This window comes from Streptomyces sp. NPDC096310, from assembly GCF_044763125.1.
Classification (GTDB): domain Bacteria; phylum Actinomycetota; class Actinomycetes; order Streptomycetales; family Streptomycetaceae; genus Streptomyces.
The window spans coordinates 13,130-34,923 of the sequence record NZ_JBIWFO010000018.1 but is presented as its reverse complement, the minus strand read 5'-3'; the positions used below and the strand labels follow the sequence as shown (position 1 = coordinate 34,923).

Below are 21,794 nucleotides of genomic sequence, written 5' to 3'. Positions count from 1 at the left end.
CCGATCAGCGGCAGGGGGACTACATCCTGGTGGAAACCGCCCCGGACGAGCCGGTGCAGGTCACTGCGGGAGCCTGTCGCACCACCCCGCTGTACCTCAGTCATGATGCTGACAGCCTCCATGGTCCCTGGGACATGGCGGACCTTCGGTCCTACGCGCACGGCGTCAACCTCAGGGAGGCGGCGCGGCTCTTGTTGTACCGGCCGCGCTACACCACCGACACCCTGTTCACCGGAATCCACCGGCTCACGGAGCGGTCCTGTGCCTATTTCGGTGGCCATCTTTTTGTCCGCTATCCCACGCCGGCACTCCACACTGGTTCCCGTGAGCTTGTGCCGGGGGCCGACGTGCTGGGCGCATTTATCCGGGTGCTCGACGACGCTTTGGACTCGCGCCCCATAGACCCGGACCGTACTCTGTTCCACCTCACGGGCGGGTTTCGACTCGGGCACCGTGGCGACACGAGCCGCCGAACGCTTCCCTGGGCGCCTCAATACCGCCGCTCTGTTGATCGGTGGGGCCGGCAGGGAGCAGCAGATCCGGCGTCGCGCGGAGTTGCGAGCCGCAGTGCCGTTCGGAGCTGTGGACGAGTTGGTCGATGCCATGACCAGCCTTCCTCTGCACCCTGCCTGTCTGCGGGTGAAGGGCGCGGCGATCAGCCCGTATGAGGACCCGCTCCATTATCCCTTCGCTCTTCTGACGGCCCGGATCGCAGCCGTAGGCGCCCACACCGTGGTCACCGGGCTTGGCGGTGATGAGATGGTCGCGCTGACACAGGAGGAGTATCCGCACCGTGCGGCAGGATCGATGGAGGACGCCGAATCCTTGCCGTGGACAGGCCATCAGGTCAGGTGGCTCTCCGAGTTCGGCGACGACGGGATCGCGCCGCCGGCCGCTGTGAACAGCATGACGCTGCTCTCCTTGGAGAGCGCCGCGCCGGTTCTGCTGCGGGCGGGCCTCTGGCCACTGCATCCGTTTGCGGATGCCGACATGGTGGCTTTTGGCGAGGCCCTGCCCATGGACTGGCGTGAACTCAAGCAGCTTCAGCGACGACGTCTTGCGTCGCTGGGCATGAGCAACGACGTGACGCTGCCGACAGAACGGGAGAGCTTTGCCGAAGTCGTCGAACATGCCCTGATCGGGCACGGCACAGGGCTGATGCGTGGCATGTTGAGGTCAGGTTCGGCCCTTTTCGAAGCCGGCCTGGTCGACCCGGACGGCCTGCGCGCGGGGCTGGAGGAGTTGAATCATGTTGGGTACGACGAAATGCGGCACTCGCAACTCATTGAGGTTATTCACCTGCACCTGGCCACGGCGGCGTACTTGTGACTCGTTACCGGGGAGAGCGCAGGCACCGGTCGGCTATGCGGAAGGCTTGAAGAGCCCGTTGAAGCGGTCCTCCAAGTCCGTGATGCGCTCAGCGCGGCGGCCCATCAGATACATCGGGCCGTGAGTTTTTTGCAGCTCGTGGATCACGGTGAATTTCTGTCGCTGGTAGTACGACACAAGTCCCGGGAACCTACATCCACGGCGTACCCACAGCTTTTCCTCCTTCGCTGCCCGGTCCACCGCCCACAGCGCGATGAGGGTTCCCGGCTTCCACGGGACGGTCTCGGGGTGAGTGACCGTGGTGTAGAGGTAGAGCGCCGGTTCGGCCAGTTCCTCGTCGGTCCAGGCCATGGGTGGAGTCGATTCCGTCACGGTCGTGCACCCGATCGGCCTGCCGTCCGCTTCCAGTACGTACATGGCCCCATCGGGGTTCTCCGCCTGCACGCTGACGCTCTCCACGTCCGCGCGCCAACTGGGCAGTCCACGCTCTACCAGCCAGGCAGACCGGGCGAGCACGATCTCACTGACCGCCCCGGCGTCCTCCGCACGGGCCGGGCGGATCATGAACTTCACTGTGCCTCCTGAGGGCGGCAGGGCGGGACCCATGGGGCACCACTTTTTCACCCGTGCGGGCTCCTGCCCGGGGCTGTTCAGCGCGCGTCGAGCGTGTCCGAGCGGAGCGCCTGGACGAACGAGGTGAAGGCCGTCGCCGGGAAGAGGAGCGCGGGGCCTTCTGGGTTCTTGGAGTCGCGTACGGGAACGGTGCCGGGGAGGTTGAGGGCGGCTTCGACGCACTCGCCGCCGTCCGAGTTGCTGTAGGAACTCTTGCGCCACGCGGCTGCGGCTACGACGCACTGGCCGCCGTCCGGGTTGCTGTACGAACTCTTGCGCCAGACAACGGGGCTCAGGTCATTGGGTCCCACGAGACCTCCTCCAACATCTGCGTGATCAGCTTCCGTGACTCGACCGGGGACAGCGCGTGGTCGCGCATCGCATCGTACGCGAGTTGAAGCTGCTCAACCGGTTTCGGTTCCTCGATCAGATCGCCTCGCAGCGCGTTCTCCGTGTAGGCCACGGTGGAGCCGTTCGGCGCCCGCAGGAACATTACGTGGGTGCTGTTCAAGCCGTGCGGTCCGACGGTGAACGGAAGGACCTGGAGTGCGATGTGCGGGAGTTCGGTCATCTCGATCAGATACTGAAGCTGCTTCCGCCACTCCTCGGCATCCAGCAGCGGGGTGCGCAGCACCGCTTCGGAGAGGATCGTGCGGAAGCGCGGCGGATTCTCGCCCTCCAGCAGAACACGACGCCCTATGCGCGCCATGACCTGCCGCTCCATCTCCAACTCGCCCTCGATGCCGCCCACCGCGAGCACTTCACGCGCGTACCCCTCCGTCTGGAGCAGCCCGGGCAGGAGGCTGACTCCGAAGTGCCAGAGGCTCACCGCGTCCGCCTCCAGGGTCATGTACCTGCGGTAGCGCTCCTTGAACTGTCCTGGATCCGCCATGGCCAGTTCCCACAGGGTCAGTAGCAGGCCCGGTGTCTTGTAGTGGTGGTCCAGCGCCTGGGCGACCTCCGGGCCGCCGAGGGTGTCGCCGCTCTCCATCTTGCCGAACAGGGACGGGTCCCAGCCCAGCGTGTCGCCGAGTTTGCGCAGGCTGTGGCCCTTCTCCGCGCGTAGTCGAGTGAGTTCCTCCACGAACCGCTTGCGCGGCTCCTGGCTTCGTCCCGTGATGATCCGCCTGGGGGGCATCGCACCGACCTCTCGTCGAAGGTGTGGAATTACCGGAATGTGGCGGCGACTTACCTCCCGCCAGCGGCATTTGAGCCAGTTTCCGGGTGCATTCTCGTAGCTGTCCGAGTACGCACGGTAATCCACCCTCCGCCTCCGCAACAGGTGGATGGCGACAAGTAGACAGGTGTCCGATGACGCGTAACCAGGAGGTTCCTGCGGCATTGTTGTACGTGCCTCCGGGGGCCGCCCCGCCCCGCCGGGCCCCCACGCCACTGCCCGTAGTCGGCTGCGATGTGTGCGGCTGGTGGGCGAAGCGCCGGGAGAACGCCCGGCGGGGGATCGGGGAGGCGACCGTCGAGGAGTGCGACCGGCAGATCGCCGCGCACCCGCACCGCAGGCGGCTCGGGCCGCCGTGTTGCGGGCAGGGGTGACGGTGTACGTGGTGACCGTCGTCGCGGAGGGGCCGGTGAACGGGGCCCGGGTACGCGTCGTACTCGGTGCCCGGCGGATGTACACGTCCGAGGGCGCCCTGAGTTGGTTACGGGATCAGGCCCACCGGGTGGCGGACGGGCTCGACCCCGACCCGGCCGCCGCCTGGTTGCCCGCACCCGGGCCGGGGCGGGGTGTGCTGGTGCCGGTGGCCTCGTACGTACCGGACGTGCCCACGGCGCTGCGCTCCTGGTGCGACGACCACCGGCAGCAGTCCCTCGCCCTGGGGCGGCTCGTCACCGGTGAGCGGGTGGTGATCGGTGCGGCCGACGACTCGGGGCGGTACACGCTCACCGCCCAACCGGCCGCCTCCGCCGTCCAGCGGCACAGCGGGGCGCCCCGGCGCCGTTGGTGGTGGCCCTTTCGGCGGGTCCACCGCTCCGGTGGGCGGCACGCGCGTACGAGGGCGGGGAAAGGGGGACCCTCGTGGCTCGAAGCGCTCGCCGTCACCCTGGGAGCCGTCCTCGGGATTCTCGCTCTCGCCGTGGTGACCGTCGTGAAAGGTGAGTGATGTTTGAATGCCCGGGTGAACGTGACTGACATCGACGTACTCAGCGTCTTCTGCGGCGCCGACGGCCGGCACGGCAATCTGCTCGGTGTCGTCCGCGAGGGGCGGCATCACCCCGACCGGGCGGACCGGCAGGCCATCGCCGCGAAGTTCGGTTACAGCGAGACCGTGTTCGTGGACGACCCCGACCGGGGCGTGGTCGACATCTACACCCCCGGGCTGCGGCTGCCGTTCGCCGGGCATCCGCTCGTCGGCGCGGCCTGGCTGCTCGATCTGGAGGCCGTGAACCCGCCCGCCGGGGAGGTCTGGGTGCGTCAGGACGGCGAGTTCACCTGGATCACCGCGCGCCCCGAGTGGGCTCCGCCGCGCACGCTGGAGCAGTACGCCTCCGCCGCCGAGGTCGACGCGCTGCCCGCGCCACCGCCCGGCGAGGGGTGGCTGTACGCGTGGGCCTGGGAGGACGAGGCGGCGGGACGGGTCAGGGCGCGGGCCTTTCCGCGCCGAGGCGACGGCATCGTGGAGGACGAGGCGACCGGGGCCGCCGCGCTGCTGCTCACGGCGCGGCTCGGCCGGGCGCTCAACATCACGCAGGGCCGGGGTTCGCAGCTCATCACCGCCCCCGGACCCGACGGCTCGATCGAGCTCGGCGGGCGCGTGCGGCTGATCACGGAGCACGCCCGCTGAGCCCTGAGCCCTGGGCGCCGAGCCCTCGGTCCTGAGCCCCTGGGTCCGGGCCCGGCCCCGCCCGTACCCCTACGCGCTCAGCGGGAACTCCGTGCTCAGCTCCTCGAACACCGCCGCGTTGAAGTCGAAGGCGCGCTTGCACTCGTCGATGATCCGCTGCTTCTCCAGGTCGTCCGCCGCGATCGTGTCCAGCAGCTCCCGGTAGCCGCGCTTGAAGGCCGCCGGGTTGGCGATCCCCTCGAAGACGTAGAACCGTACGCCGTCGCTCTTGCGCGCGAAGCCGTAGGTCTTCTCCGCCTTGTCGCGGACTATCTGGCCGCCGGAGAGGTCCCCCATGTACCGCGTGTAGTGGTGCGCCACGAACCCGCCGGGCCACTCGCGCGCGCACTCCTCCACCCGCGCGGCGTACGCGGCCGTCGCGGGCAGCGGTGCGAGCCCCGTACGCCAGTCGGCGCCCCGCAGATGCGCCAGATCGCGCTCCAGCTCCGGGGTGCGGGCCAGCTCGCCCCGGAGGAAGGGTCCGGCGACCGGGTCCTCTCTCAGTGTCTCCGACGCGTCCTCCATCGTGCGGTACACGAACCAGAGCTGCTCCGTGTAGCGCGTGTACGCCTCCACACCGAGCCGGCCGCCGAGCAGGTTGCTCATGAACGGAGCCGCGTTCGCCTCGTCGTGCTTCTCGTGCGAGGCGACCCGGATCAGCGTGGAGAAGGGGGTGGCGGTGGTGGCGGATGCGTCCAAGGCGGGCCTCCGGAGACCGAGGGGGACGGGAAGGACGGACTGGCGGCGGATACGGGCGTACAGCAGCGGATGCGGGCGTACACACGTACGGCCGCCCTGATCGATACTCTTACTTAGGCTTACCTAAGTCAATGGTTCCCGACTTCCTGTCGGTAAAAACGTTACCCCGGGACCGCCAGATGGCAATCCCGGGGTTTCGCGTGGTCAGCCGCCCGCGAGGGTCACGGCAGCGTCAGGATCTCCGCGCCCGTCTCCGTCACCACGAGCGTGTGCTCGAACTGCGCGGTCCGCTTGTGGTCCTTCGTCACGACGGTCCAGCCGTCGGCCCACATGTCGTGCTCGTACGTGCCGAGGGTGAGCATCGGCTCGATCGTGAACGTCATGCCCCGCTCGATGAGCGTGGTGGCGTGCGGGCTGTCGTAGTGCGGGATGATCAGCCCGGAGTGGAAGGACGAGTTGATCCCGTGCCCGGTGAAGTCCCGGACCACGCCGTAGCCGAACCGTTTGGCGTACGACTCGATGACCCGCCCGATCACATTGATCCTGCGCCCCGGCCGAACCGCCTTGATGGCGCGGTTCAGCGCCTCGCGCGTCCGCTCCACCAGGAGCTTCGACTCCTCGTCGACGTTCCCGCACAGATAGGTGGCGTTGTTGTCGCCGTGCACCCCGTTGATGTACGCCGTGACGTCGAGGTTGACGATGTCGCCGTCCTGGAGCACGGTCGAGTCCGGGATCCCGTGGCAGATGACCTCGTTCACGGAGGTGCACAGCGACTTGGGGAACCCCCGGTAACCGAGCGTCGAGGGGTAGGCCCCGTGGTCGCACATGAACTCGTGCGCGACCCGGTCCAGCTCGTCCGTGGTCACGCCCGGCGCGATGAGTTTCGCGGCCTCCTCCATCGCCTGGGCGGCGATGCGCCCGGCGATCCGCATCAGCTCGATCGTTTCGGCGGTCTGCGCTTCCGGCCCGGTGTACGGGGTGGGAGCGGGCTTCCCGACGTACTCGGGGCGCCGGATCTTTCCGGGGACGGAACGGGCGGGAGAGATCTCCCCTGGTACGAGCAGCGACTGGCCAGACATACCGGCGAGTCTATGGCAGGGCTCAACCGGCCCAGGTGGGGCAGCATGACGGGAGAGGCGTCGGGCGTGAGGCGCCAGGCGCCAGAGGAAGGAGCCGATGATGGCCCTGTTCAAGAAGCGTACGGTCGGCAAGCCCGGCGAGTGGTTCTACTGCCTGCGGCACCAGAAGGTCGAGGAAGGGCCGGACTGTCCCGCCAAGGACCGCTTCGGTCCTTACGCCACCCGCCAGGAGGCGGAACACGCGATGCAGACGGCCCGGGAGCGCAATCTGGAGTGGGAGACGGACCCGCGCTGGCACGACCCGTCGAAGAGCGGGAAGAGCGGATCGGACGGCTCCGAACCGGCCTGACGGGCCGGCGGCGGGGGTGACCGGACCGCATACGGGCCTCGCTCCCGCTGTCCCGTCGCCCCGCTCGGCCCCGCCCTGCGCACCCCGAGCTGCCAGCGTGCCGCGTTGAGCGCCGCCGCCGCGGTGAGCTGGTCGTGCGGGACGATACGGGCCATCAGCGAGTCCAGCGCGGGCCGTTGGAGCCCGGCGAGCGCGGAGACCCCGGCCGCCACCACGTACAGCGGCCAGAGCAGGGGCCGCGGCAGCAGGGCGTTCAGCAGCAGGACGGCGGCCAGCAGACCGAGCCCCGCCTCGGTGAGCAGGATGACGCGGCGCCGGTCGACGGCGTCGGCGAGGGCCCCGCCGTACAGCCCGAAGACGATCAGCGGCACCAGCTCCACGGCCCCCATCGCGCCGACGGCGAGCGGGGATCCGGTGAGGTCCTTGATCTGGAGCGGCAGCGCGATCATCGCCATGAAGCTGCCGAAGGTCGTCACCAGCCCCTGCACCCAGAGCAGCCGGAAATCCCGGGAGGAGCGGAGCGGGGAGAGATCCGGCAGGATCGAGTGCGTCGAACGGAGGGGGCCTGTGGTCACGAGAGGCCATGCTGCGTGGCGCGGGGGCGTCACGGCAAGCCGACTGTGCGGAGGCCGGAACCTGTTCACCGGGCAGGCCGTACCCCGCCACCGGGCAGGCCGTACCCCGTCATCGGGCAGCCCCGCGCGGCTCACCAGCGGGCTGGCGGCGGCGCCGTCAACTGGTCCGCCAGCCGCGACAACCGGTCCCGGAAGCGGCGCCGGCCGCGTGGCGCCGGGAGGGTGTTCTCGCCGGTGGCGGCGGCCACGAGATGCTGCACGGTGTCCAGGTCCACACCCTGTGCCGCGTCCGCCGCGGCCACCGTCAGCGCGTCGTGCGCGAGCCCCTGTACCTCCGCGTCGCCGCCGTCCAGCGACAGCACCGTCGCCCCGGCGCGCCGCGCGTCGTGCACCCGCTCCAGCAGCCCGCCGTCGGGGCGTTCCGGCGCCACGACGAGCAGCGTCTCGCCCCGGCCCGCCGTCTCCAGACGGCCCAGCCCGACGGCGAGATGCGCCGGATCGCCGGGCCGCACCCGGTGGCGTACGAGGGTGGGGTTCAGCTCGGGCTGGCCGGACCAGGCCGCCTCGTCCACCAGGTGCGCGGCGAGATGCCACGGTTCGTACGCCTCGGTCCCGACGAGCAGCAGCCCGCCGCCGTGCGGTACGACGGAGGAGCGCAGCGCCCCCGCGAACCGCCGGGTCGCCGACGGCCACTCCGTACCGGTCAGGACTTCGCGCAGCAGTGCGACGCGTACGGCATCCATGGGCCCGCATCCTGCCGCAGGAGGGCGCCTGGCGTGGCCGGTACCGGCGCTTCTCACCCGAACGGGGCTGCCGGACGCCCGGTTACCGCCCCGTAGAGTCTGACCATGACTTCAACGGACAGTGGCAGCACGCCGAACCAGCCCGCCCAGCCCGCCGGACAGCCCGGCGCCGAGCCCGGCGCCGCGCCGTCGGCCAAGCCCGCCGCCAAGGACCCGTGGGACCTCCCCGACGTCTCCGGGCTGGTCGTCGGCGTGCTGGGCGGTACGGGGCCGCAGGGCAAGGGGCTCGCCTACCGGCTGGCGCGCGCCGGACAGAAAGTGATCATCGGGTCCCGGGCCGCCGAGCGGGCCGAGGCCGCCGCGGCCGAACTCGGCAACGGCATCGAGGGCGCGGACAACGCCGGCTGCGCGCGCCGCAGCGACGTCGTCATCGTCGCCGTGCCGTGGGACGGGCACGCCAAGACGCTGGAGTCGCTGCGCGAGGAGCTGGCGGGCAAGCTGGTCGTCGACTGCGTCAACCCGCTGGGCTTCGACAAGAAGGGCGCGTACGCCCTCAAGCCCGAGGAGGGCAGCGCCGCCGAGCAGGCCGCCGCCCTGCTGCCCGACTCGCGGGTGACCGCCGCCTTCCACCACCTCTCCGCGGTGCTCCTCCAGGACGCGGAGGTCGAGCGGATCGAGACGGATGTGATGGTGCTGGGCGAGGTACGCGCGGACACCGACCTGGTCCAGGCGCTGGCGGGCCGGATCCCGGGGATGCGCGGGGTCTTCGCGGGCCGGCTGCGCAACGCCCACCAGGTGGAGTCGCTGGTGGCCAACCTCATCTCGGTGAACCGCCGTTACAAGGCCCACGCGGGGCTGCGGATCACGGACGTCCAGTCGGAGGCGTAGCTTCGGACACGGACCGAGGGCCTGGTGCCCGGCCTCGTGGTGGGCCGGGCCCCAGGCCCTCGGTTCTCGTGAGGCTCCTACGGGCCGTCAGGCGGAGCGCCGGCGGCGGCTTCCCGCCGTCACACGATGAGCTTGAACGCTTCCAGCGCCAGATCCTTGCTCAGAGTGCCGCCGAACTTGTAGCCGCCCGGCTCGGAGCACGCCTTCTCCAGCCACTCCTGGCTGTGGACCCGCGCGGTCACACAGACGCTGCCCTCACCGACGCTGATCGCCATGCCCCGCATGAACACGTCCTTGTCCGGGGTGCCGATGTACAGGTCCTTCAGGTTCTCGACGCTCTTCCAGGCCGGCTCCCAGTCCGTGTTCTCGATGAACCCGTTGGCGCTCACCCGGGCCGTGCCGGACACGGCGATGTTGATGCTCTCGACGGGCCGGTCCTGGCCCTCCGTACCCGACGTGATGCCGTCGCAGACCGGGTCCTGCCAGCCGGTGCCCCGTACATACGCCCGGTAGCAGATGTGCCGGCCCGGGGACCGCTCGTTCAGCTTGGTCACGGCGACTGCCGCGGTGTTCTCCACGGGCTCGGCCGGCTCCTCCTCCTTCTTCTCCTTCTCACCGTCCGAACCCCCGCCGCCCTCCTCCTCGGACCCGGCCGGCGACTCCCCCACGGGCGCGCTGGGTACCGGCGCGGCCGGTTCCGAGGGCAGCGCCGGCGGCTTCGACGGCTCCACCGTGGGTATCGCACGGGCGGCGACCGACTGGGGCTGCTCGCGGGCGAGGGAGCGCAGCGAGGGCTGATAGGCGAACCAGAGCACGGCGAAGGTGATCGCCAGCGCGAGGAGGATGCTCATCAGGGTGGCGAGCCACAGCGGCAGGAAGCCCCGCTGTACATAGGTTCCCTCGGTGTCGAGCGGAGTCGTTCCCGACCGCTGGAGAGCCAGTGCGTACGGCCGTTCCTGTTTCTGGCCGAGCCAGATGATCTGCCGGGGCTTGAGCTTCGCCTTCACGAAGGCGGCGCGGCCCGGCTGGATCTGCACGCTGGCGGGCAGCAGTTCGTACGAGAGCGCGTCGCCGTTGTCGTTGCCGGAGAGGGAGACGGTGAGAGGGGTGTTGCCGAGGTTGTCGATGGCCAGCTTGGGCCGGCCGCGGAACCGTCCCTTCACGGTCGGCGGGACCAGTTCGGTCCGTACCTCCGTGAACGGGGTGAAACTGACGTTGCCTTCGGCGACCGTTGCCGAGTCGGTCTGCTCGGTCGGGACGACCTGGACCCCGTACGGATGCGGCCCCGCGGTCGCGTCCGGGGTGCGGGGCGGCGCGACGGTGAGCTGGAGGAGGCCCGTGGTCCCCGGGAAAAGCCGGATGGACGAGGGTTCGAGGGTGATGTACGGGGCAACATCACCGACGGGAACGAAGTGGTATTCGTCGACGACATCACCGGTGTTGCGCAGGCGCAACCGCACGGTGGTCGTGTCGCCAGGGGCCACCGTGGTGGACGCGGGCTCAAGAGAAGTCCAGAGGCTCACGCGCTGACGTTAGCGGGTGCCGGGACGCCCGTCAGGTAGCGCGGGGGCGAAGTATGCTGCCCGCGAGGACCACGGACTCTGCCTTCCGTTCCCTCCGCACGGGGGCCGAGGGTGTCCGTACGCCCCTCCTGGCCCCACCGGGGCCGGGAACGCCCCCCCCGACAGGAGCCGACCCGCATGCCCCGCCTCGCTCTCTACGCCCTCGCCGTCTGTGTCCTGACCGTGGTCGCGGCCGTGGTCTCCTTCGTCCAGGGCAACTGGCTCGGTGTCGTATGGGTGCTGCTCGCGGGGCTCTCGTCCAACATGGCCTGGTACTACCTCCGCAAGGCGAGGGCGGACCGGGCGGCGCCGGCACGGCCGTAGCGTCCCGGGTGCGCTATCCGGCGGATCCGCAGACGAATTCCTGCCGGCTCGTCCAGAAGCTGTAGAGGTTGCGACCACAGTACGTCTCCAGCTCCGAGACGCCCAGCGTGCGCAGCAGCGCGTCGATCCCGTCGAAGAACGCGCCGTTCACCTCGGGGATGAAGAGAATGATGAAGACGGCGAGCAGCCCGAACGGCGCGAACGGCTCCACCTGGCGGCGGATCTTGTACGAAAGCCAGGGCTCGATGATCCCGTATCCGTCCAGGCCGGGCACCGGCAGGAAGTTCAGCAGCGCCGCAGTGACCTGGAGCAGGGCGAGGAAGCCGAGCGCGTAACGGAAGCCCAGCGGGACACCGGAGAGGGCGTCCAGCCAGAACGGCGCCGTGCAGACGATCGCGAACAGCACGTTCGTCAGCGGGCCCGCCGCCGAGATCAGGCTGTGCTTCCACCGGCCCTGGATACGGCCCCGCTCGATGAAGACCGCCCCGCCCGGCAGCCCGATCCCGCCCATGATCACGAAGATGACGGGCAGCACGATGCTCAGCAGCGCGTGCGTGTACTTGAGCGGGTTGAGCGTCAGATAGCCCTTCGCGCCGATCGAGATGTCACCGCTGTGCAGCGCGGTGCGGGCGTGCGCGTACTCGTGCAGACAGAGCGAGGTGATCCAGGCGCCCGTGACGAACAGGAAGACGCCGACCCTGATGTCCGCGGCGAAGCCCGTCCACACCGCCCAGCCGGCGACCGCCGTGACGGCGACGATGCCCAGGAAGACGGGGGAGATCCGGCGGTCGCTGTTGCGGGTAGTGACGCTGCTCATGGTGGGGCTCCGTGGTCGTGGGTGGGGCACCCCGGGAGGGCGGATCCGGCGGGCCGGGCAGGGCGGGACCGTTCGGCGGGAGACCTGCCCGACCGTACAGCCGACTCTTACCGAACGTCCGACACGCGGAAAACGTCTCGCCCCCGGGCACGGTTCCGGGGAGGCTGGGCGTATGGCGCTGTGGACGATCCCGCACGACGACGGGTGGCAGGACGGCCCCGGGGCGGAGCCCGGGGGCGGGGCCGTGACAAAGGCCGGGGCCGGGGCCGACTACGCGGGGGTTGGTGACGGTATGTGCGTGCCCCGTCACCCGCTCCGGAAGCCTCGTAAGCCCCGGAAGTCCCGGAAGTCCCGGGCCGCTCTGCGGCCCGCCCTCCGCCGTCCGACGCCACCGGATGCGGGGCGGTCCCACTGAGTGCCGTCCCTGACAATGGGCCCATGCGTCCGCGCTATCGCATCCTCGGCCCCACCCTCGCCCAGCACGCCGACGGCACCCCCGCCGCCCTCGGCGGCGCCCGGCTGCGCGCGCTGCTGACCGTGCTGGCGCTGCGGCCCGGCCGTACCGTCCCGGTCGGTGTGCTCGTCGCCGAGGTCTGGGACGGCGAGCCGCCCGCCGACGCGGTCGGCGCGCTCCAGGCGCTGGTCGGGCGGTTGCGGCGGACCCTCGGCGCCTCGGCCGTGGCCTCGGAGAGCGGCGGCTACCGGCTCTGTGCGGACGAGGACGACGTGGACCTCCACCGTTTCGGCTCCCTCGCCCGCGAGGGCGCGCGGGCGCTGGAGGTGGGCGACGCGGCCAAGGCCGCCAGTCTGCTGGACGACGCGCTCGCGCTCTGGCGGGGGCCCGCGCTGGCCGACCTCCCCGACCGTAGGACGGAGGCGGCCCGCTGGGAGACCCGCCGCATGGAGGCCCGCAGGACCCGGCTGACGGCCGCGCTCGCCCTGGGCAGGGCGGACGAGGCCCTGCCCGAACTGGCCGCGCTCTGCGGTGAGTTCCCGCTCGACGAACCCCTCCAGGCGCTCCGGATCCGGGCCCTGCGCGACGCGGCGCGCCCGGCGGCGGCGCTGGCCGCCTACGAGCAGGTACGGCGCGCCCTCGGTGACCGGCTGGGCACCGACCCGGGCCCGGAGCTGCGCGCCCTGCACGGGGAGTTGCTGCGCGGCGGGAGCGGTGAGCCGGGCGGCGCCTGGGGGAGCGGCGCGGATGTACGGGCGAACGGCGCCCCGCGTCCCCCGGAGATATCCACCGGCCCCCTCACCACCGGCCCCACCGGGACCACTGACCCCACCGAGTCCACCGACACCACCGGGACCACCGAGTCCACCGACACCCCCGCTCCGCCGCTCGCGCCCCGGCCCGTACGCCCCGGGAACCTCCGCGCCCGCCTGACCAGCTTTGTCGGGCGCGAGGCGGACATAGAGGCGATACGGAGCGACCTCGGCGGCGCCCGGCTCGTCACCCTGCTGGGGCCCGGCGGGGCCGGGAAGACCCGGCTCTCGCAGGAGGCCGCCGAGCTGATGACCGGGGACCGGCCCGGCGGGGACTGGCCCGACGGGGTCTGGCTGGCCGAGCTGGCCCCCGTCGACGATCCGGCGACCGTCCCCGAGACCGTACTCACCGCCCTCGGGGCGCGCGAGGCCGTGCTGCGCGGCGCCGGGGCCGAGGAGCTGCGCGCGGCCGACCGGCACGCCGGCGATCCGCTCGTACGGCTGACCGAGCACTGTGCGCGCCGCCGGATGCTGCTCCTGCTCGACAACTGCGAGCATGTGATCGACGCGGCGGCCTCGCTCGCCGACGAACTGCTCGCGTACTGCCCCGGGTTGACCATCCTGGCGACCAGCAGGGAGGCGCTGGGGGTGCCGGGAGAGGTGGTCCGCCCGGTGGAGCCGCTGCCGCCTGACCCGGCGCACCGGCTGTTCGCGGAGCGCGGGCGCGCGGCACGGCCGTCGTTCGACCCGGCGGACGACCCGGGGGCGGTGGCGGAGATCTGCCGCCGGCTGGACGGGCTGCCACTGGCGATCGAGCTGGCGGCGGCGCGGCTGCGGATGCTGACGCCGCGTCAGGTGGCGGACCGGCTCGACGACCGCTTCCGGCTGCTGACCAGCGGGAGCAGAACCGTACTGCCCCGCCAGCAGACCCTGCGCGCCGTCGTGGACTGGTCCTGGGACCTGCTGGACGCCCAGGAACGCGCGGTGCTGCGGCGGCTGTCGGTCTTCGCGGGCGGCTGCGACCTCACGGCCGCGGAGGCGGTCTGCTCCGACGACACCGGCCCGGAACCCGGCGCCGGTACGGAGGCCGGCCCCGCCACCGGCCCCGGCCCCGGAGGGCACCCGGCGGTGGCTGTCGTCGATGCCCGGGACGTCGCCGGGCTGCTCGGCTCCCTCATCGACAAGTCCCTCGTCGTCGCGGGCCCCACGCCGGACGGCACCATGCGCTACCGGCTGCTGGAGACCGTCGCGGAGTACACCGCCGAACGCCTCGACCAGGCGGACCGGCCCGGTGCCCCGGGCGACTCCGGCCGGCCCGAGGGTGCCCGTGGCGGCGCCGGGCGCGCGGTCACCGAGCGCGTCGCGACCGAGCGCCGCCATCTCGTCCACTTCCGGGAGCTGGCCCGCACCACGGACGTCGCGCTGCGCGGGCCCGGCCAGGGCGCCGCGATCCGGCTGCTCCAGCAGGAGTACGAGAACCTGCGCACCGCCCTGCGCCGCGCCCTGGCCGCCGCCGACGAGCAGGAGGCGCTCTGTCTCATCCTCTCCCTGGTCTGGTTCTGGCAGATGCTGGATCTGCGCTCCGACGCGCGCCAGTGGACGCAGGCAGCCTCGGCCCTCGGGCCCGATCCGTTCGCCCCGCCCGGGGAGCCCGCCCCGCCGATCCTGCCGCGCTGCACGGACGCGCCGCCGCCGATGTCCCCCGAACTGCTCCAGGAGGCGCGGCGCCAGGTGCGGTTGATCGAGATGGCCAACATGGACCACGACGACGGCGACTGGCTCTCCCCGGAACGGCTCGGCTGGCTCCGTGTGGTGGCCACCGTCTACCGGCCGGGACTCCCGCAGACCTGCCGCTACCCGGCCAACCTCCTGTTCCTTGCGATCATGCTCACCGGGGACTCCGATGGCCTGCGGGTCGCGCTCGACGAGACCGTGCGCGCCTGCGAGGAGTCCGGATACGAGTGGGAGCTGGCCGGCGTGCTGCACATGCGGGCCAACGTGCTCTCCAACCGCGCCGAATGGACGGGCGACGCGCGCGAGGACGCCGACCGCAGCCTGGAGATCTACGACCGGCTCGGTGACCGCTGGGGCACCGCCGAGGCCCTGTCCGCCCGGGGCGAGGCCCGGGAGAAACGCGGCGAGTACGCCCTCGCCGCCGAGGACTACGCGGCGGCCGTCGGCCATGCCGAGCGGCTCGGCGCGCTCAGCCAGGTGGCCCTGCTGCGCACCCGGCTGGCCGGGACGATGTTCGAGACGGGCCCGGGCGACGAGGGCGAGCGGATCCTGCGCGAGGTGCTGCTCGGTGAGCGGGACGGCGGGCAGGAGGTGATGGCCGCGGCCCGGCTCTTCCTCGCGCTGCGGCTGGGCCGTACCGGACGCCGCGACGAGGCCAGGGAACAGATGAAGGTGCTGCTCGGTACGTTCCGCAACGAGTCCCTGGACACCTTCGAGGGGTTCGTACGCAGCGGCATGGCCTGGCTGGACTGCCAGGAAGGCCGCTTCGCGGAAGCGCTGGCGGGCGTGCGCGCCGCCCTGGAGACAGCGCTGACCCCGCTGTCGCTGGTGATCGCGCCCGACATGGGCGCGGGGCATCTGCTGACGGCGGCCTGGGCGCTGAGCGGACTCCCCGCCGCCGAAGGGCGCCGGGGCCGGGACGCTGCCCGGCTGATCGGCGCGTACGAGGCGCTGCTCCCCGCCGGGCACTTCCGGAACACCCTGGAGCGGGAGCAGTTCGCCGCCGCCGAGGCCGCCACCCGGGCCGTGCTCGACGGGCCCGCGTACGACGCGGCGCGGGCCGAGGGCGCCGGCCTCTCCCTGAAGGAGGCCGCCGCCCTCGTCTGATCCGTGCCGCGTCCGCACGTCACGACTTCTTGCGGAACTTGGCCACCGCCAGCGGAGCCGTTATCACCGTGATCGCCGCCGCCCACGCGAGCGTCATCCACACGGAGTGCGCCACCGGGCCCCCGTTGATCAGATTGCGCGCGGCGTCCGCCAGGTTGGAGAGCGGGTTGTAGTCGGTGAACGTCTGGAGCCAGCCGGGCATCGTCGAGGGCGGGGCGAAGATCGACGAACCGAACTGCATCGGCATCAGCACGAGCATGGCCACCCCCTGGACGGCCTGCGCCGTCTTCATGGTGAGTCCCAGCAGAATGAAGATCCACATCAGCGAGGCGCCGAACGCCAGGGAGAGACCGATGGCGGCGCCCAGGTCGAGCACCGACGTCTTGATCTCCATGCCGAGCAGGAAACCCATGCCGAGCAGAATCGCTATGGCGACCAGCATCCGGCCGATCTCCACGACTATCTTCGCGATCAGCACGGAGGAGCGGGCGATCGGCATCGTACGGAAGCGGTCCATGACCCCCTTGCGGAAGTCGTCGTTCACCCCCGTGCCGACCGCCATGGAGATGTTCATGCCCATCATCGCCATCAGGCCGGGGACCACGTAGTTCACATAGTCCTCGCGGCTGCCGCCGAGGCTCGCTCCCACGGAACCGCCGAAGACGTACACGAACAGCAGCGTGAAGATGATCGGCATCAGCAGGACGTCGAACATCGACTCCGGGTCCTGCTTGATCTGTAGGGCGTTGCGGCGCACCAGCGCACCGATGTGGCGCAGATTGGAGCGCAGTCCGATCCGGCCCTCGTCCGTACCGGCGGGCGGAACGGCCCGGGAGCCGGGGCCGCCGGAGCCCGCGGGGGCCGCCGGGGCGGCCTTCGCGGCCTCGGGCACGGCGGGTGTGGTGGTGGTGTCGGTCGTGCTCATGCCGCGACCTCCTCGGGCGTGGTGTCGGACGGGGTCGCGGACGAGGTCTTCTGGCCGGTGATGGCCAGGAACACCTCGTCCAGGCTGGGCAGATGGGTCCCTATGTGGGCGATGGCGAAGCCGCGCTCGGCCAGCAGGCCGATGACCGCGGTCAGTTGGCCGTCGCTGAGGATCGGCACATACAGCAGCCCCTCGTCGGCGACGGCCTGCGCGCCGGCGATCCCGTCGAGGCCGCTCTCGGTGACCGCCCGCGCCATGGCGGGGAGCTGCGCCGGATCCGCCGGCCTGATCTGGAGCGTACGGCCGCCGACCTTCGCCTTCAGCTCGTCCACCCCGCCGTTGGCGATGACCCGGCCCCGGTCGATGACCGTCAGCTCGTCGGCGAGCTGCTCGGCCTCCTCCATGTACTGGGTGGTGAGCAGGACGGTGGCGCCCTCGTCGACCATCCGCCGCACCTCGTCCCAGACCTCGTTACGCGTACGGGGGTCGAGCCCCGTCGTGGGCTCGTCCAGGTAGAGCACCGAGGGCCGGCCGATCATCGACGCGGCCAGGTCGAGCCTGCGCCGCATTCCGCCCGAATACTGCATCGTGGCCTTCTTCGCCGCCTCGGTGAGCGAGAAGCGCTCCAGCAGCTCGTCGGCGCGGCGCCGGGCGTCGGACCGGGAGAGGTCCAGCAGCCGCCCGATCATGTACAGGTTCTCCCAGCCGGAGAGCTTCTCGTCGACCGAGGCGTACTGGCCCGTGAGGCCGATCCTGCGGCGCAACTGGCGCGGCTGGCGCAGCACGTCGTACCCCGCGACCATGGCCGTGCCCGCGTCGGGCTCGACGAGCGTGGAGAGGATGCGGACGAGGGTGGTCTTGCCCGCGCCGTTGGGCCCGAGCACGCCGAGCACGGTGCCCTCGCGCACATCGAGGTCGACGCCGTCGAGGGCCCGGGTGCCCTGCGGTCCGCCGTACTGCTTGACCAGCCCCCGTACCTCGACGGCGTGACCGGCCCGGCCGCCGTTGGGGTTCTTGCCGAATTTCGTCATGTGCCCCATCAGACCAGCCGCCACCGACAACGCGCCGACAAGCCGCCGACAGCCTGTGGATAACTCGTCGACAACCAGGTGCCGAGCGCTCGACAGCCCGCCGACGGGGGAAGATCGGCGGGCTGTCGTCGTGCGGGCAGTGGTCTGGGGGGCGGAGCCGGGCCGGCCCGGCCCGGCCGAACCGGCCTAGTGGAAGGTGTGCTCCTCCTGAGGGAACGTTCCTCCAACGACTTCCTCGGCAAACTCCTTCGCCGCGTCCCCGAGGGCCTTGCGCAGGTTCACGTACTGCTTCGAGAAGCGCGGCATCTTCCCGCTGGTCAGTCCGGCCATGTCGGTGTAGACGAGCACCTGCGCGTCCGTCTCGGCCCCGGCGCCGATCCCGACCGTCGGGATGTGCAGGACCCGCGTGACCTCGGCGGCCAGCTCGGCCGGCACCAGCTCCAGCACGACCGCGAAGGCGCCCGCGTCCTGCACGGCCTTCGCGTCGCGCAGCAACTGCTGCGCGGCCTCCTCGCCGCGGCCCTGGACCCGGTAGCCGAGGGTGTTGACGGACTGCGGGGTGAGCCCGATGTGTCCCATCACCGGGATGCCCGACCGCACCAGCAGCTCGATCTGGTCGTGCGAGCGCTCGCCGCCCTCCAGCTTGACCGCGCCGACCCCCGCCTCCTTCACCAGCCGGGTGGCGCTGCGCAGCGCCTGTACGGGGCCTTCCTGGTACGAGCCGAACGGGAGGTCGCCGACGATCAGGGCGCGCTTGGTGCCCCGTACGACGGCGGCGGAGAGCATCGCCATCTCGTCGAGGGTGACGGGCACGGTGGTCTCGTACCCGAGGTGGCAGTTGCCCATCGAGTCGCCCACGAGCATGACCGGGATGCCGGCCTCGTCGAAGACGGACGCGGTCGTCGCGTCGTACGCGGTGAGCATGGGCCACTTCTCGCCGCGTTCCTTGGAAGCGGTGATGTCGTGGACGGAGATACGGCGGGAGATCTTGCCGCCGTAGAGCGCCAGTTGAGCGGTCATGGCCGAAGGCCCTTTCGTCATCTCGAGGCACCCTGACGGTGTCCCCGGACCGCCTCCATGGTGGCATCCCCGGCCCCGCACGGGAAGTGCGGCTCCCTCAACCCTTCCGCCCGGCCGGCGGCGCCCTCGCCGGGGCGCGAAACGCCCGGGCCGTGAGACCTGTCACACCCGTTCCGGCGCCTGTTCCGCCCGCTGCTCTCCGCCGCGCTCCATGAGCGTTCTGTCACAGCTCCCGGTCATTCGTCCGCGGCAGGAACTCACGGCGACGGCTCCTTCGTCCCTGTCTCCGTACGGTCGTCGCGGGACGGCGCGGAAAGGGCCCGTTCATCGCCTAGGGTCTGTGGCGAGCGTGCGTGCCCGGCGTCGTGACGCCGCGGCGAGGCACGGAACAGGCCCTACGGTCAGGGGCGGGCGTGCACGGGGCAAGGCAGCGAGGGCGGACATGACGCAGGAGTACACGGCGCAGTCGGTGACGGCGGAGGGCGAGGACCACCGCCCCCGATCCCGCGTCAGGGACCTGCTCGACCGCTTGCGCCGGGACCGCGGCATCTGGCGGCGGGGCATCGTGCTGGCTCTGCTCGCCCTGCTGGCCGCCCTGCTGATGATCCTTCACGCGCAGATCCCCAACACCATCGGCAACCTCGGCAGCCTCACCGAGACGTTCCTGCCCTGGCTGGGGCTGGTCGTCCCGCTGGTCCTCGTCCTCGGCCTGGTGCGCCGCTCCGCCACCGCGCTGATCGCCCTGCTCCTGCCCGCCATAGTCTGGCTCAATCTCTTCGGCGGCCTCATCACCGACAAGTCGGGCGGCGGCGGTGACCTCACGGTCGCCACGCACAACGTCAACGCGGACAACCCCGACCCGGAGGGCACCGCCGCCTCGCTCGCGCAGTCGGGGGCGGACGTCCTCGCGCTGGAGGAGCTGAAGGCGGGCGCCGTCAAGACCTATGTGAAGGCGCTGGCCGGCACGTACAAGTACCACTCGGTGCAGGGCACGGTCGGGCTCTGGAGCAAGTACCCGATGTCCGACACCAAGCCGGTCGGCATCCGGCTCGGCTGGGTCCGCGCGATGCGCTCCACCGTCACCACGCCGCACGGCCCGGTGGCCTTCTACGTGGCCCACCTGCCGTCCGTACGGGTCAAACTGCACGCCGGGTTCACCGCCAACCAGCGTGACAAGAGCGCCGACGCGCTGGGCGAGGCCATCTCCCACGAGCCGCTGAAGCAGGTGATCCTGCTCGGCGACCTCAACGGCACCATGAACGACCGCTCCCTCAAGGCCGTCACCGCCCAGATGCGCTCGACCCAGGGCGCCGCGGGGGACGGGTACGGCTTCTCCTGGCCTGCGGCGTTCCCGCTGGCCAGGATCGACCAGATCATGGTCAAGGACGTCGAGCCGACCTCGTCGTGGACCCTGCCCAGGACGGACAGCGACCATCTGCCGATAGCGGCACGGGTCGAACTGCGCTGAGCCGGGCGGGAGGGACAGCCGGGCGCCGTCCGGGCGCCCGCCCGTCCGGCGGCCGAGTGATGCCCGAGTGATGCATCGCACGCAACGCTCCGTTCACCTGCCGGAATACCGGGCCTGAGAGACTTTGTTCCGCAGGGGTACTAACTGATCCTCCGGTACCCCGCGTAACCCCCTTCGAAAGGTTGTCCCTCTCATGCCCCTGGCTCTGCTCGCCCTCGCTGTGAGCGCCTTCGGCATCGGCACCACCGAGTTCGTCATGATGGGCCTCCTGCCCAATGTCGCGGCCGATCTGGGAACGTCCGTGCCCACCGCCGGCTATCTCGTGTCGGCCTACGCGATCGGCGTCGTCATCGGCGCCCCGCTGCTCACCGCCGTCGGCTCCCGCATCCCGCGCAAGCGGATGCTCCTGCTCCTGATGGGGCTCTTCATCGTCGGCAACCTCGCCTCCGCGCTCGCCCCCGGCTTCGGCTGGCTGCTGGCGGGCCGGGTCCTCGCGGGGCTGCCGCACGGCGCGTTCTTCGGCGTCGGCGCGGTCGTCGCCGCCCGGCTGGTCCACGAGGGCCGGCAGGCACGCGCCGTGGCCACCATGTTCCTCGGCCTGACCGTCGCGAACATCGTCGGTGTCCCCGCCGCCACCCTGCTCGGCCAGCACCTCGGCTGGCGCGCCACCTTCCTCGTGGTCACCGTCATCGGCCTGGTCGCGCTCGCGGCGCTGGCCCGGCTCGTCCCGTACGTACCCGTGGACGAGCAGCAGAGCGTGCGCCGCGAGGTGCGCGCCCTCGGCAACCGGCAGGTGCTGCTCGGCCTCGCCACCGCCGTCCTCGGCTTCGGCGGTGTCTTCGCCGTCTACTCGTACCTCGCCTCGATGACGACCGAGGTCATGGGCTTCGGAGAGTCCTCCGTCACCCTCGTCCTCGCCCTCTTCGGCATCGGTATGACGCTCGGCGCGCTGGCGGCCGGGCCGCTCACCGACCGGGCGCTGCGCCCCACGCTGTACGGCTCGCTCGCCACCCTCGCCCTGGTGCTGGTCGCGTTCCGCTTCACCGTCCATGTGCAGTGGGCGGCGCTGGTGACCGTCGTCGTCCTGGGCGCGGTCGGCTTCATGACGACCACGCCGCTCCAGATGCTGGTCATGCGGAAGGCCAAGCACGCCCCCACCCTCGCCTCGGCCTCGAACCACTCGGCGTTCAACCTCGCCAACGCGGGCGGCGCCTGGCTCGGCGGTATGGCGATCGCGGCGGGCTGGGGCTGGATGTCCCCGACGCTGGTCGGCGCGGTTCTCGCGGTCCTCGGCCTGGCGGTCGCGGTCACGGCGGGGCTCCTCGACCGGGGCGGCCGGGGCGACCGCGACCCGGCGCCGGAGGTCTCCCGCGTCGTCGCCTCGGGCGGCGCGCAGACCGAGCCGGCCGGCGCCGAGGCGGCCGAACGCGTCTGACGGCCCCGAGCCCGCCGGCCCCGAGCCCGCCGGCACCGGGCCCGCCGGCCG

At 71.5% G+C, this 21,794-nt stretch carries 20 protein-coding genes and 1 pseudogene; 9 read left to right on the top strand and 12 right to left on the bottom strand.

What is annotated here, in order from left to right; genetic code table 11:
- The first annotated feature begins 582 nt into the window (after positions 1 to 582).
- Complete coding sequence (locus ACIQ7D_RS27210; RefSeq protein WP_403941749.1) at positions 583 to 1,329, top strand: hypothetical protein; 747 nt, start codon at positions 583 to 585, stop codon at positions 1,327 to 1,329.
- A gap of 33 nt (positions 1,330 to 1,362) precedes the next feature.
- Here the strand turns inward: ACIQ7D_RS27210 and ACIQ7D_RS27205 are convergent, their stop codons facing one another.
- The 3 genes from ACIQ7D_RS27205 to ACIQ7D_RS27195 form a co-directional block, all read right to left on the bottom strand.
- Positions 1,363 to 1,893: a GNAT family N-acetyltransferase gene (locus ACIQ7D_RS27205; protein ID WP_403941747.1), complete on the bottom strand. Its 531-nt coding sequence runs from the start codon at positions 1,891 to 1,893 to the stop codon at positions 1,363 to 1,365.
- Between the two features lie 86 nt (positions 1,894 to 1,979).
- Complete coding sequence (locus tag ACIQ7D_RS27200; RefSeq protein ID WP_403941745.1) at positions 1,980 to 2,252, bottom strand: DUF397 domain-containing protein; 273 nt, start codon at positions 2,250 to 2,252, stop codon at positions 1,980 to 1,982.
- Positions 2,234 to 3,079, bottom strand: a complete 846-nt coding sequence (locus ACIQ7D_RS27195; protein WP_403941743.1) for a helix-turn-helix transcriptional regulator — start codon at positions 3,077 to 3,079, stop codon at positions 2,234 to 2,236. Before ACIQ7D_RS27195 ends, ACIQ7D_RS27200 begins: the two co-directional genes overlap by 19 nt.
- Positions 3,080 to 3,422: 343 nt before the next feature.
- Here ACIQ7D_RS27195 and ACIQ7D_RS27190 point away from each other — a divergent pair, with 343 nt between their 5' ends.
- Positions 3,423 to 4,061, top strand: coding sequence for a hypothetical protein (locus tag ACIQ7D_RS27190; protein ID WP_403941741.1), 639 nt, complete (start codon positions 3,423 to 3,425; stop codon positions 4,059 to 4,061).
- A 21-nt stretch (positions 4,062 to 4,082) separates the two neighbouring features.
- Positions 4,083 to 4,742 carry a PhzF family phenazine biosynthesis protein gene (locus ACIQ7D_RS27185; protein WP_403941940.1) on the top strand — a complete coding sequence of 220 codons (660 nt, stop codon included), beginning with the start codon at positions 4,083 to 4,085 and terminating at the stop codon, positions 4,740 to 4,742.
- Positions 4,743 to 4,811: 69 nt separating this feature from the next.
- Here the strand turns inward: ACIQ7D_RS27185 and ACIQ7D_RS27180 are convergent, their stop codons facing one another.
- On the bottom strand, positions 4,812 to 5,480 hold the full coding sequence (locus ACIQ7D_RS27180) for a heme oxygenase (biliverdin-producing) (protein WP_403941740.1): 669 nt from the start codon (positions 5,478 to 5,480) through the stop codon (positions 4,812 to 4,814).
- 221 nt (positions 5,481 to 5,701) lie between these two features.
- The gene (gene map / locus ACIQ7D_RS27175) at positions 5,702 to 6,559 is read right to left on the bottom strand and encodes a type I methionyl aminopeptidase (protein WP_403941739.1); all 858 of its coding nucleotides are present in this window, start codon (positions 6,557 to 6,559) and stop codon (positions 5,702 to 5,704) included.
- Between the two features lie 100 nt (positions 6,560 to 6,659).
- Here map and ACIQ7D_RS27170 point away from each other — a divergent pair, with 100 nt between their 5' ends.
- Entirely contained in the window at positions 6,660 to 6,908 is a 249-nt protein-coding gene (locus tag ACIQ7D_RS27170) for a hypothetical protein (protein ID WP_403941737.1), read from the top strand.
- Between the two features lie 62 nt (positions 6,909 to 6,970).
- On the opposite strand, the pseudogene ACIQ7D_RS27165 reads toward ACIQ7D_RS27170, so the two are convergent.
- Positions 6,971 to 7,483, bottom strand: a pseudogene (locus tag ACIQ7D_RS27165) (MFS transporter); the annotation flags it as partial.
- 131 nt (positions 7,484 to 7,614) lie between these two features.
- The gene (locus ACIQ7D_RS27160; RefSeq protein WP_403941735.1) at positions 7,615 to 8,226 is read right to left on the bottom strand and encodes a hypothetical protein; all 612 of its coding nucleotides are present in this window, start codon (positions 8,224 to 8,226) and stop codon (positions 7,615 to 7,617) included.
- A 105-nt stretch (positions 8,227 to 8,331) separates the two neighbouring features.
- Between ACIQ7D_RS27160 and npdG the strand changes: the two genes are divergently transcribed.
- On the top strand, positions 8,332 to 9,114 hold the full coding sequence (gene npdG, locus ACIQ7D_RS27155) for an NADPH-dependent F420 reductase (RefSeq protein WP_403941734.1): 783 nt from the start codon (positions 8,332 to 8,334) through the stop codon (positions 9,112 to 9,114).
- A 119-nt stretch (positions 9,115 to 9,233) separates the two neighbouring features.
- Here npdG and ACIQ7D_RS27150 read toward each other — a convergent pair whose 3' ends face one another.
- Positions 9,234 to 10,637, bottom strand: coding sequence for a hydrolase (locus ACIQ7D_RS27150; protein ID WP_403941732.1), 1,404 nt, complete (start codon positions 10,635 to 10,637; stop codon positions 9,234 to 9,236).
- 177 nt (positions 10,638 to 10,814) lie between these two features.
- Between ACIQ7D_RS27150 and ACIQ7D_RS27145 the strand changes: the two genes are divergently transcribed.
- Positions 10,815 to 11,000: a hypothetical protein gene (locus ACIQ7D_RS27145; protein ID WP_403941730.1), complete on the top strand. Its 186-nt coding sequence runs from the start codon at positions 10,815 to 10,817 to the stop codon at positions 10,998 to 11,000.
- A 13-nt stretch (positions 11,001 to 11,013) separates the two neighbouring features.
- Here ACIQ7D_RS27145 and ACIQ7D_RS27140 read toward each other — a convergent pair whose 3' ends face one another.
- On the bottom strand, positions 11,014 to 11,817 hold the full coding sequence (locus tag ACIQ7D_RS27140) for a site-2 protease family protein (protein WP_403941728.1): 804 nt from the start codon (positions 11,815 to 11,817) through the stop codon (positions 11,014 to 11,016).
- A gap of 438 nt (positions 11,818 to 12,255) precedes the next feature.
- Here ACIQ7D_RS27140 and ACIQ7D_RS27135 point away from each other — a divergent pair, with 438 nt between their 5' ends.
- Positions 12,256 to 15,864, top strand: coding sequence for an AfsR/SARP family transcriptional regulator (locus ACIQ7D_RS27135; RefSeq protein ID WP_403941726.1), 3,609 nt, complete (start codon positions 12,256 to 12,258; stop codon positions 15,862 to 15,864).
- Positions 15,865 to 15,883: 19 nt separating this feature from the next.
- On the opposite strand, the gene ACIQ7D_RS27130 is transcribed toward ACIQ7D_RS27135, so the two are convergent.
- From ACIQ7D_RS27130 to panB, 3 genes are all read right to left on the bottom strand, one after another.
- The gene (locus tag ACIQ7D_RS27130) at positions 15,884 to 16,789 is read right to left on the bottom strand and encodes an ABC transporter permease (protein ID WP_403941724.1); all 906 of its coding nucleotides are present in this window, start codon (positions 16,787 to 16,789) and stop codon (positions 15,884 to 15,886) included.
- The gene (locus ACIQ7D_RS27125) at positions 16,786 to 17,829 is read right to left on the bottom strand and encodes an ATP-binding cassette domain-containing protein (protein ID WP_403941723.1); all 1,044 of its coding nucleotides are present in this window, start codon (positions 17,827 to 17,829) and stop codon (positions 16,786 to 16,788) included. The genes ACIQ7D_RS27130 and ACIQ7D_RS27125 overlap by 4 nt, the downstream gene beginning before the upstream one ends.
- 177 nt (positions 17,830 to 18,006) lie before the next feature.
- Entirely contained in the window at positions 18,007 to 18,840 is an 834-nt protein-coding gene (gene panB, locus ACIQ7D_RS27120; protein WP_403941721.1) for a 3-methyl-2-oxobutanoate hydroxymethyltransferase, read from the bottom strand.
- Between the two features lie 442 nt (positions 18,841 to 19,282).
- On the opposite strand from panB, the gene ACIQ7D_RS27115 reads away from it, so the two are divergent.
- Both ACIQ7D_RS27115 and ACIQ7D_RS27110 read left to right on the top strand, forming a co-directional pair.
- Positions 19,283 to 20,308: an endonuclease/exonuclease/phosphatase family protein gene (locus ACIQ7D_RS27115; RefSeq protein ID WP_403941719.1), complete on the top strand. Its 1,026-nt coding sequence runs from the start codon at positions 19,283 to 19,285 to the stop codon at positions 20,306 to 20,308.
- A gap of 193 nt (positions 20,309 to 20,501) precedes the next feature.
- Positions 20,502 to 21,743 (top strand): MFS transporter, encoded by a 1,242-nt coding sequence (locus ACIQ7D_RS27110; RefSeq protein WP_403941718.1) that lies wholly within the window; start codon positions 20,502 to 20,504, stop codon positions 21,741 to 21,743.
- Positions 21,744 to 21,794 lie beyond the last annotated feature (51 nt).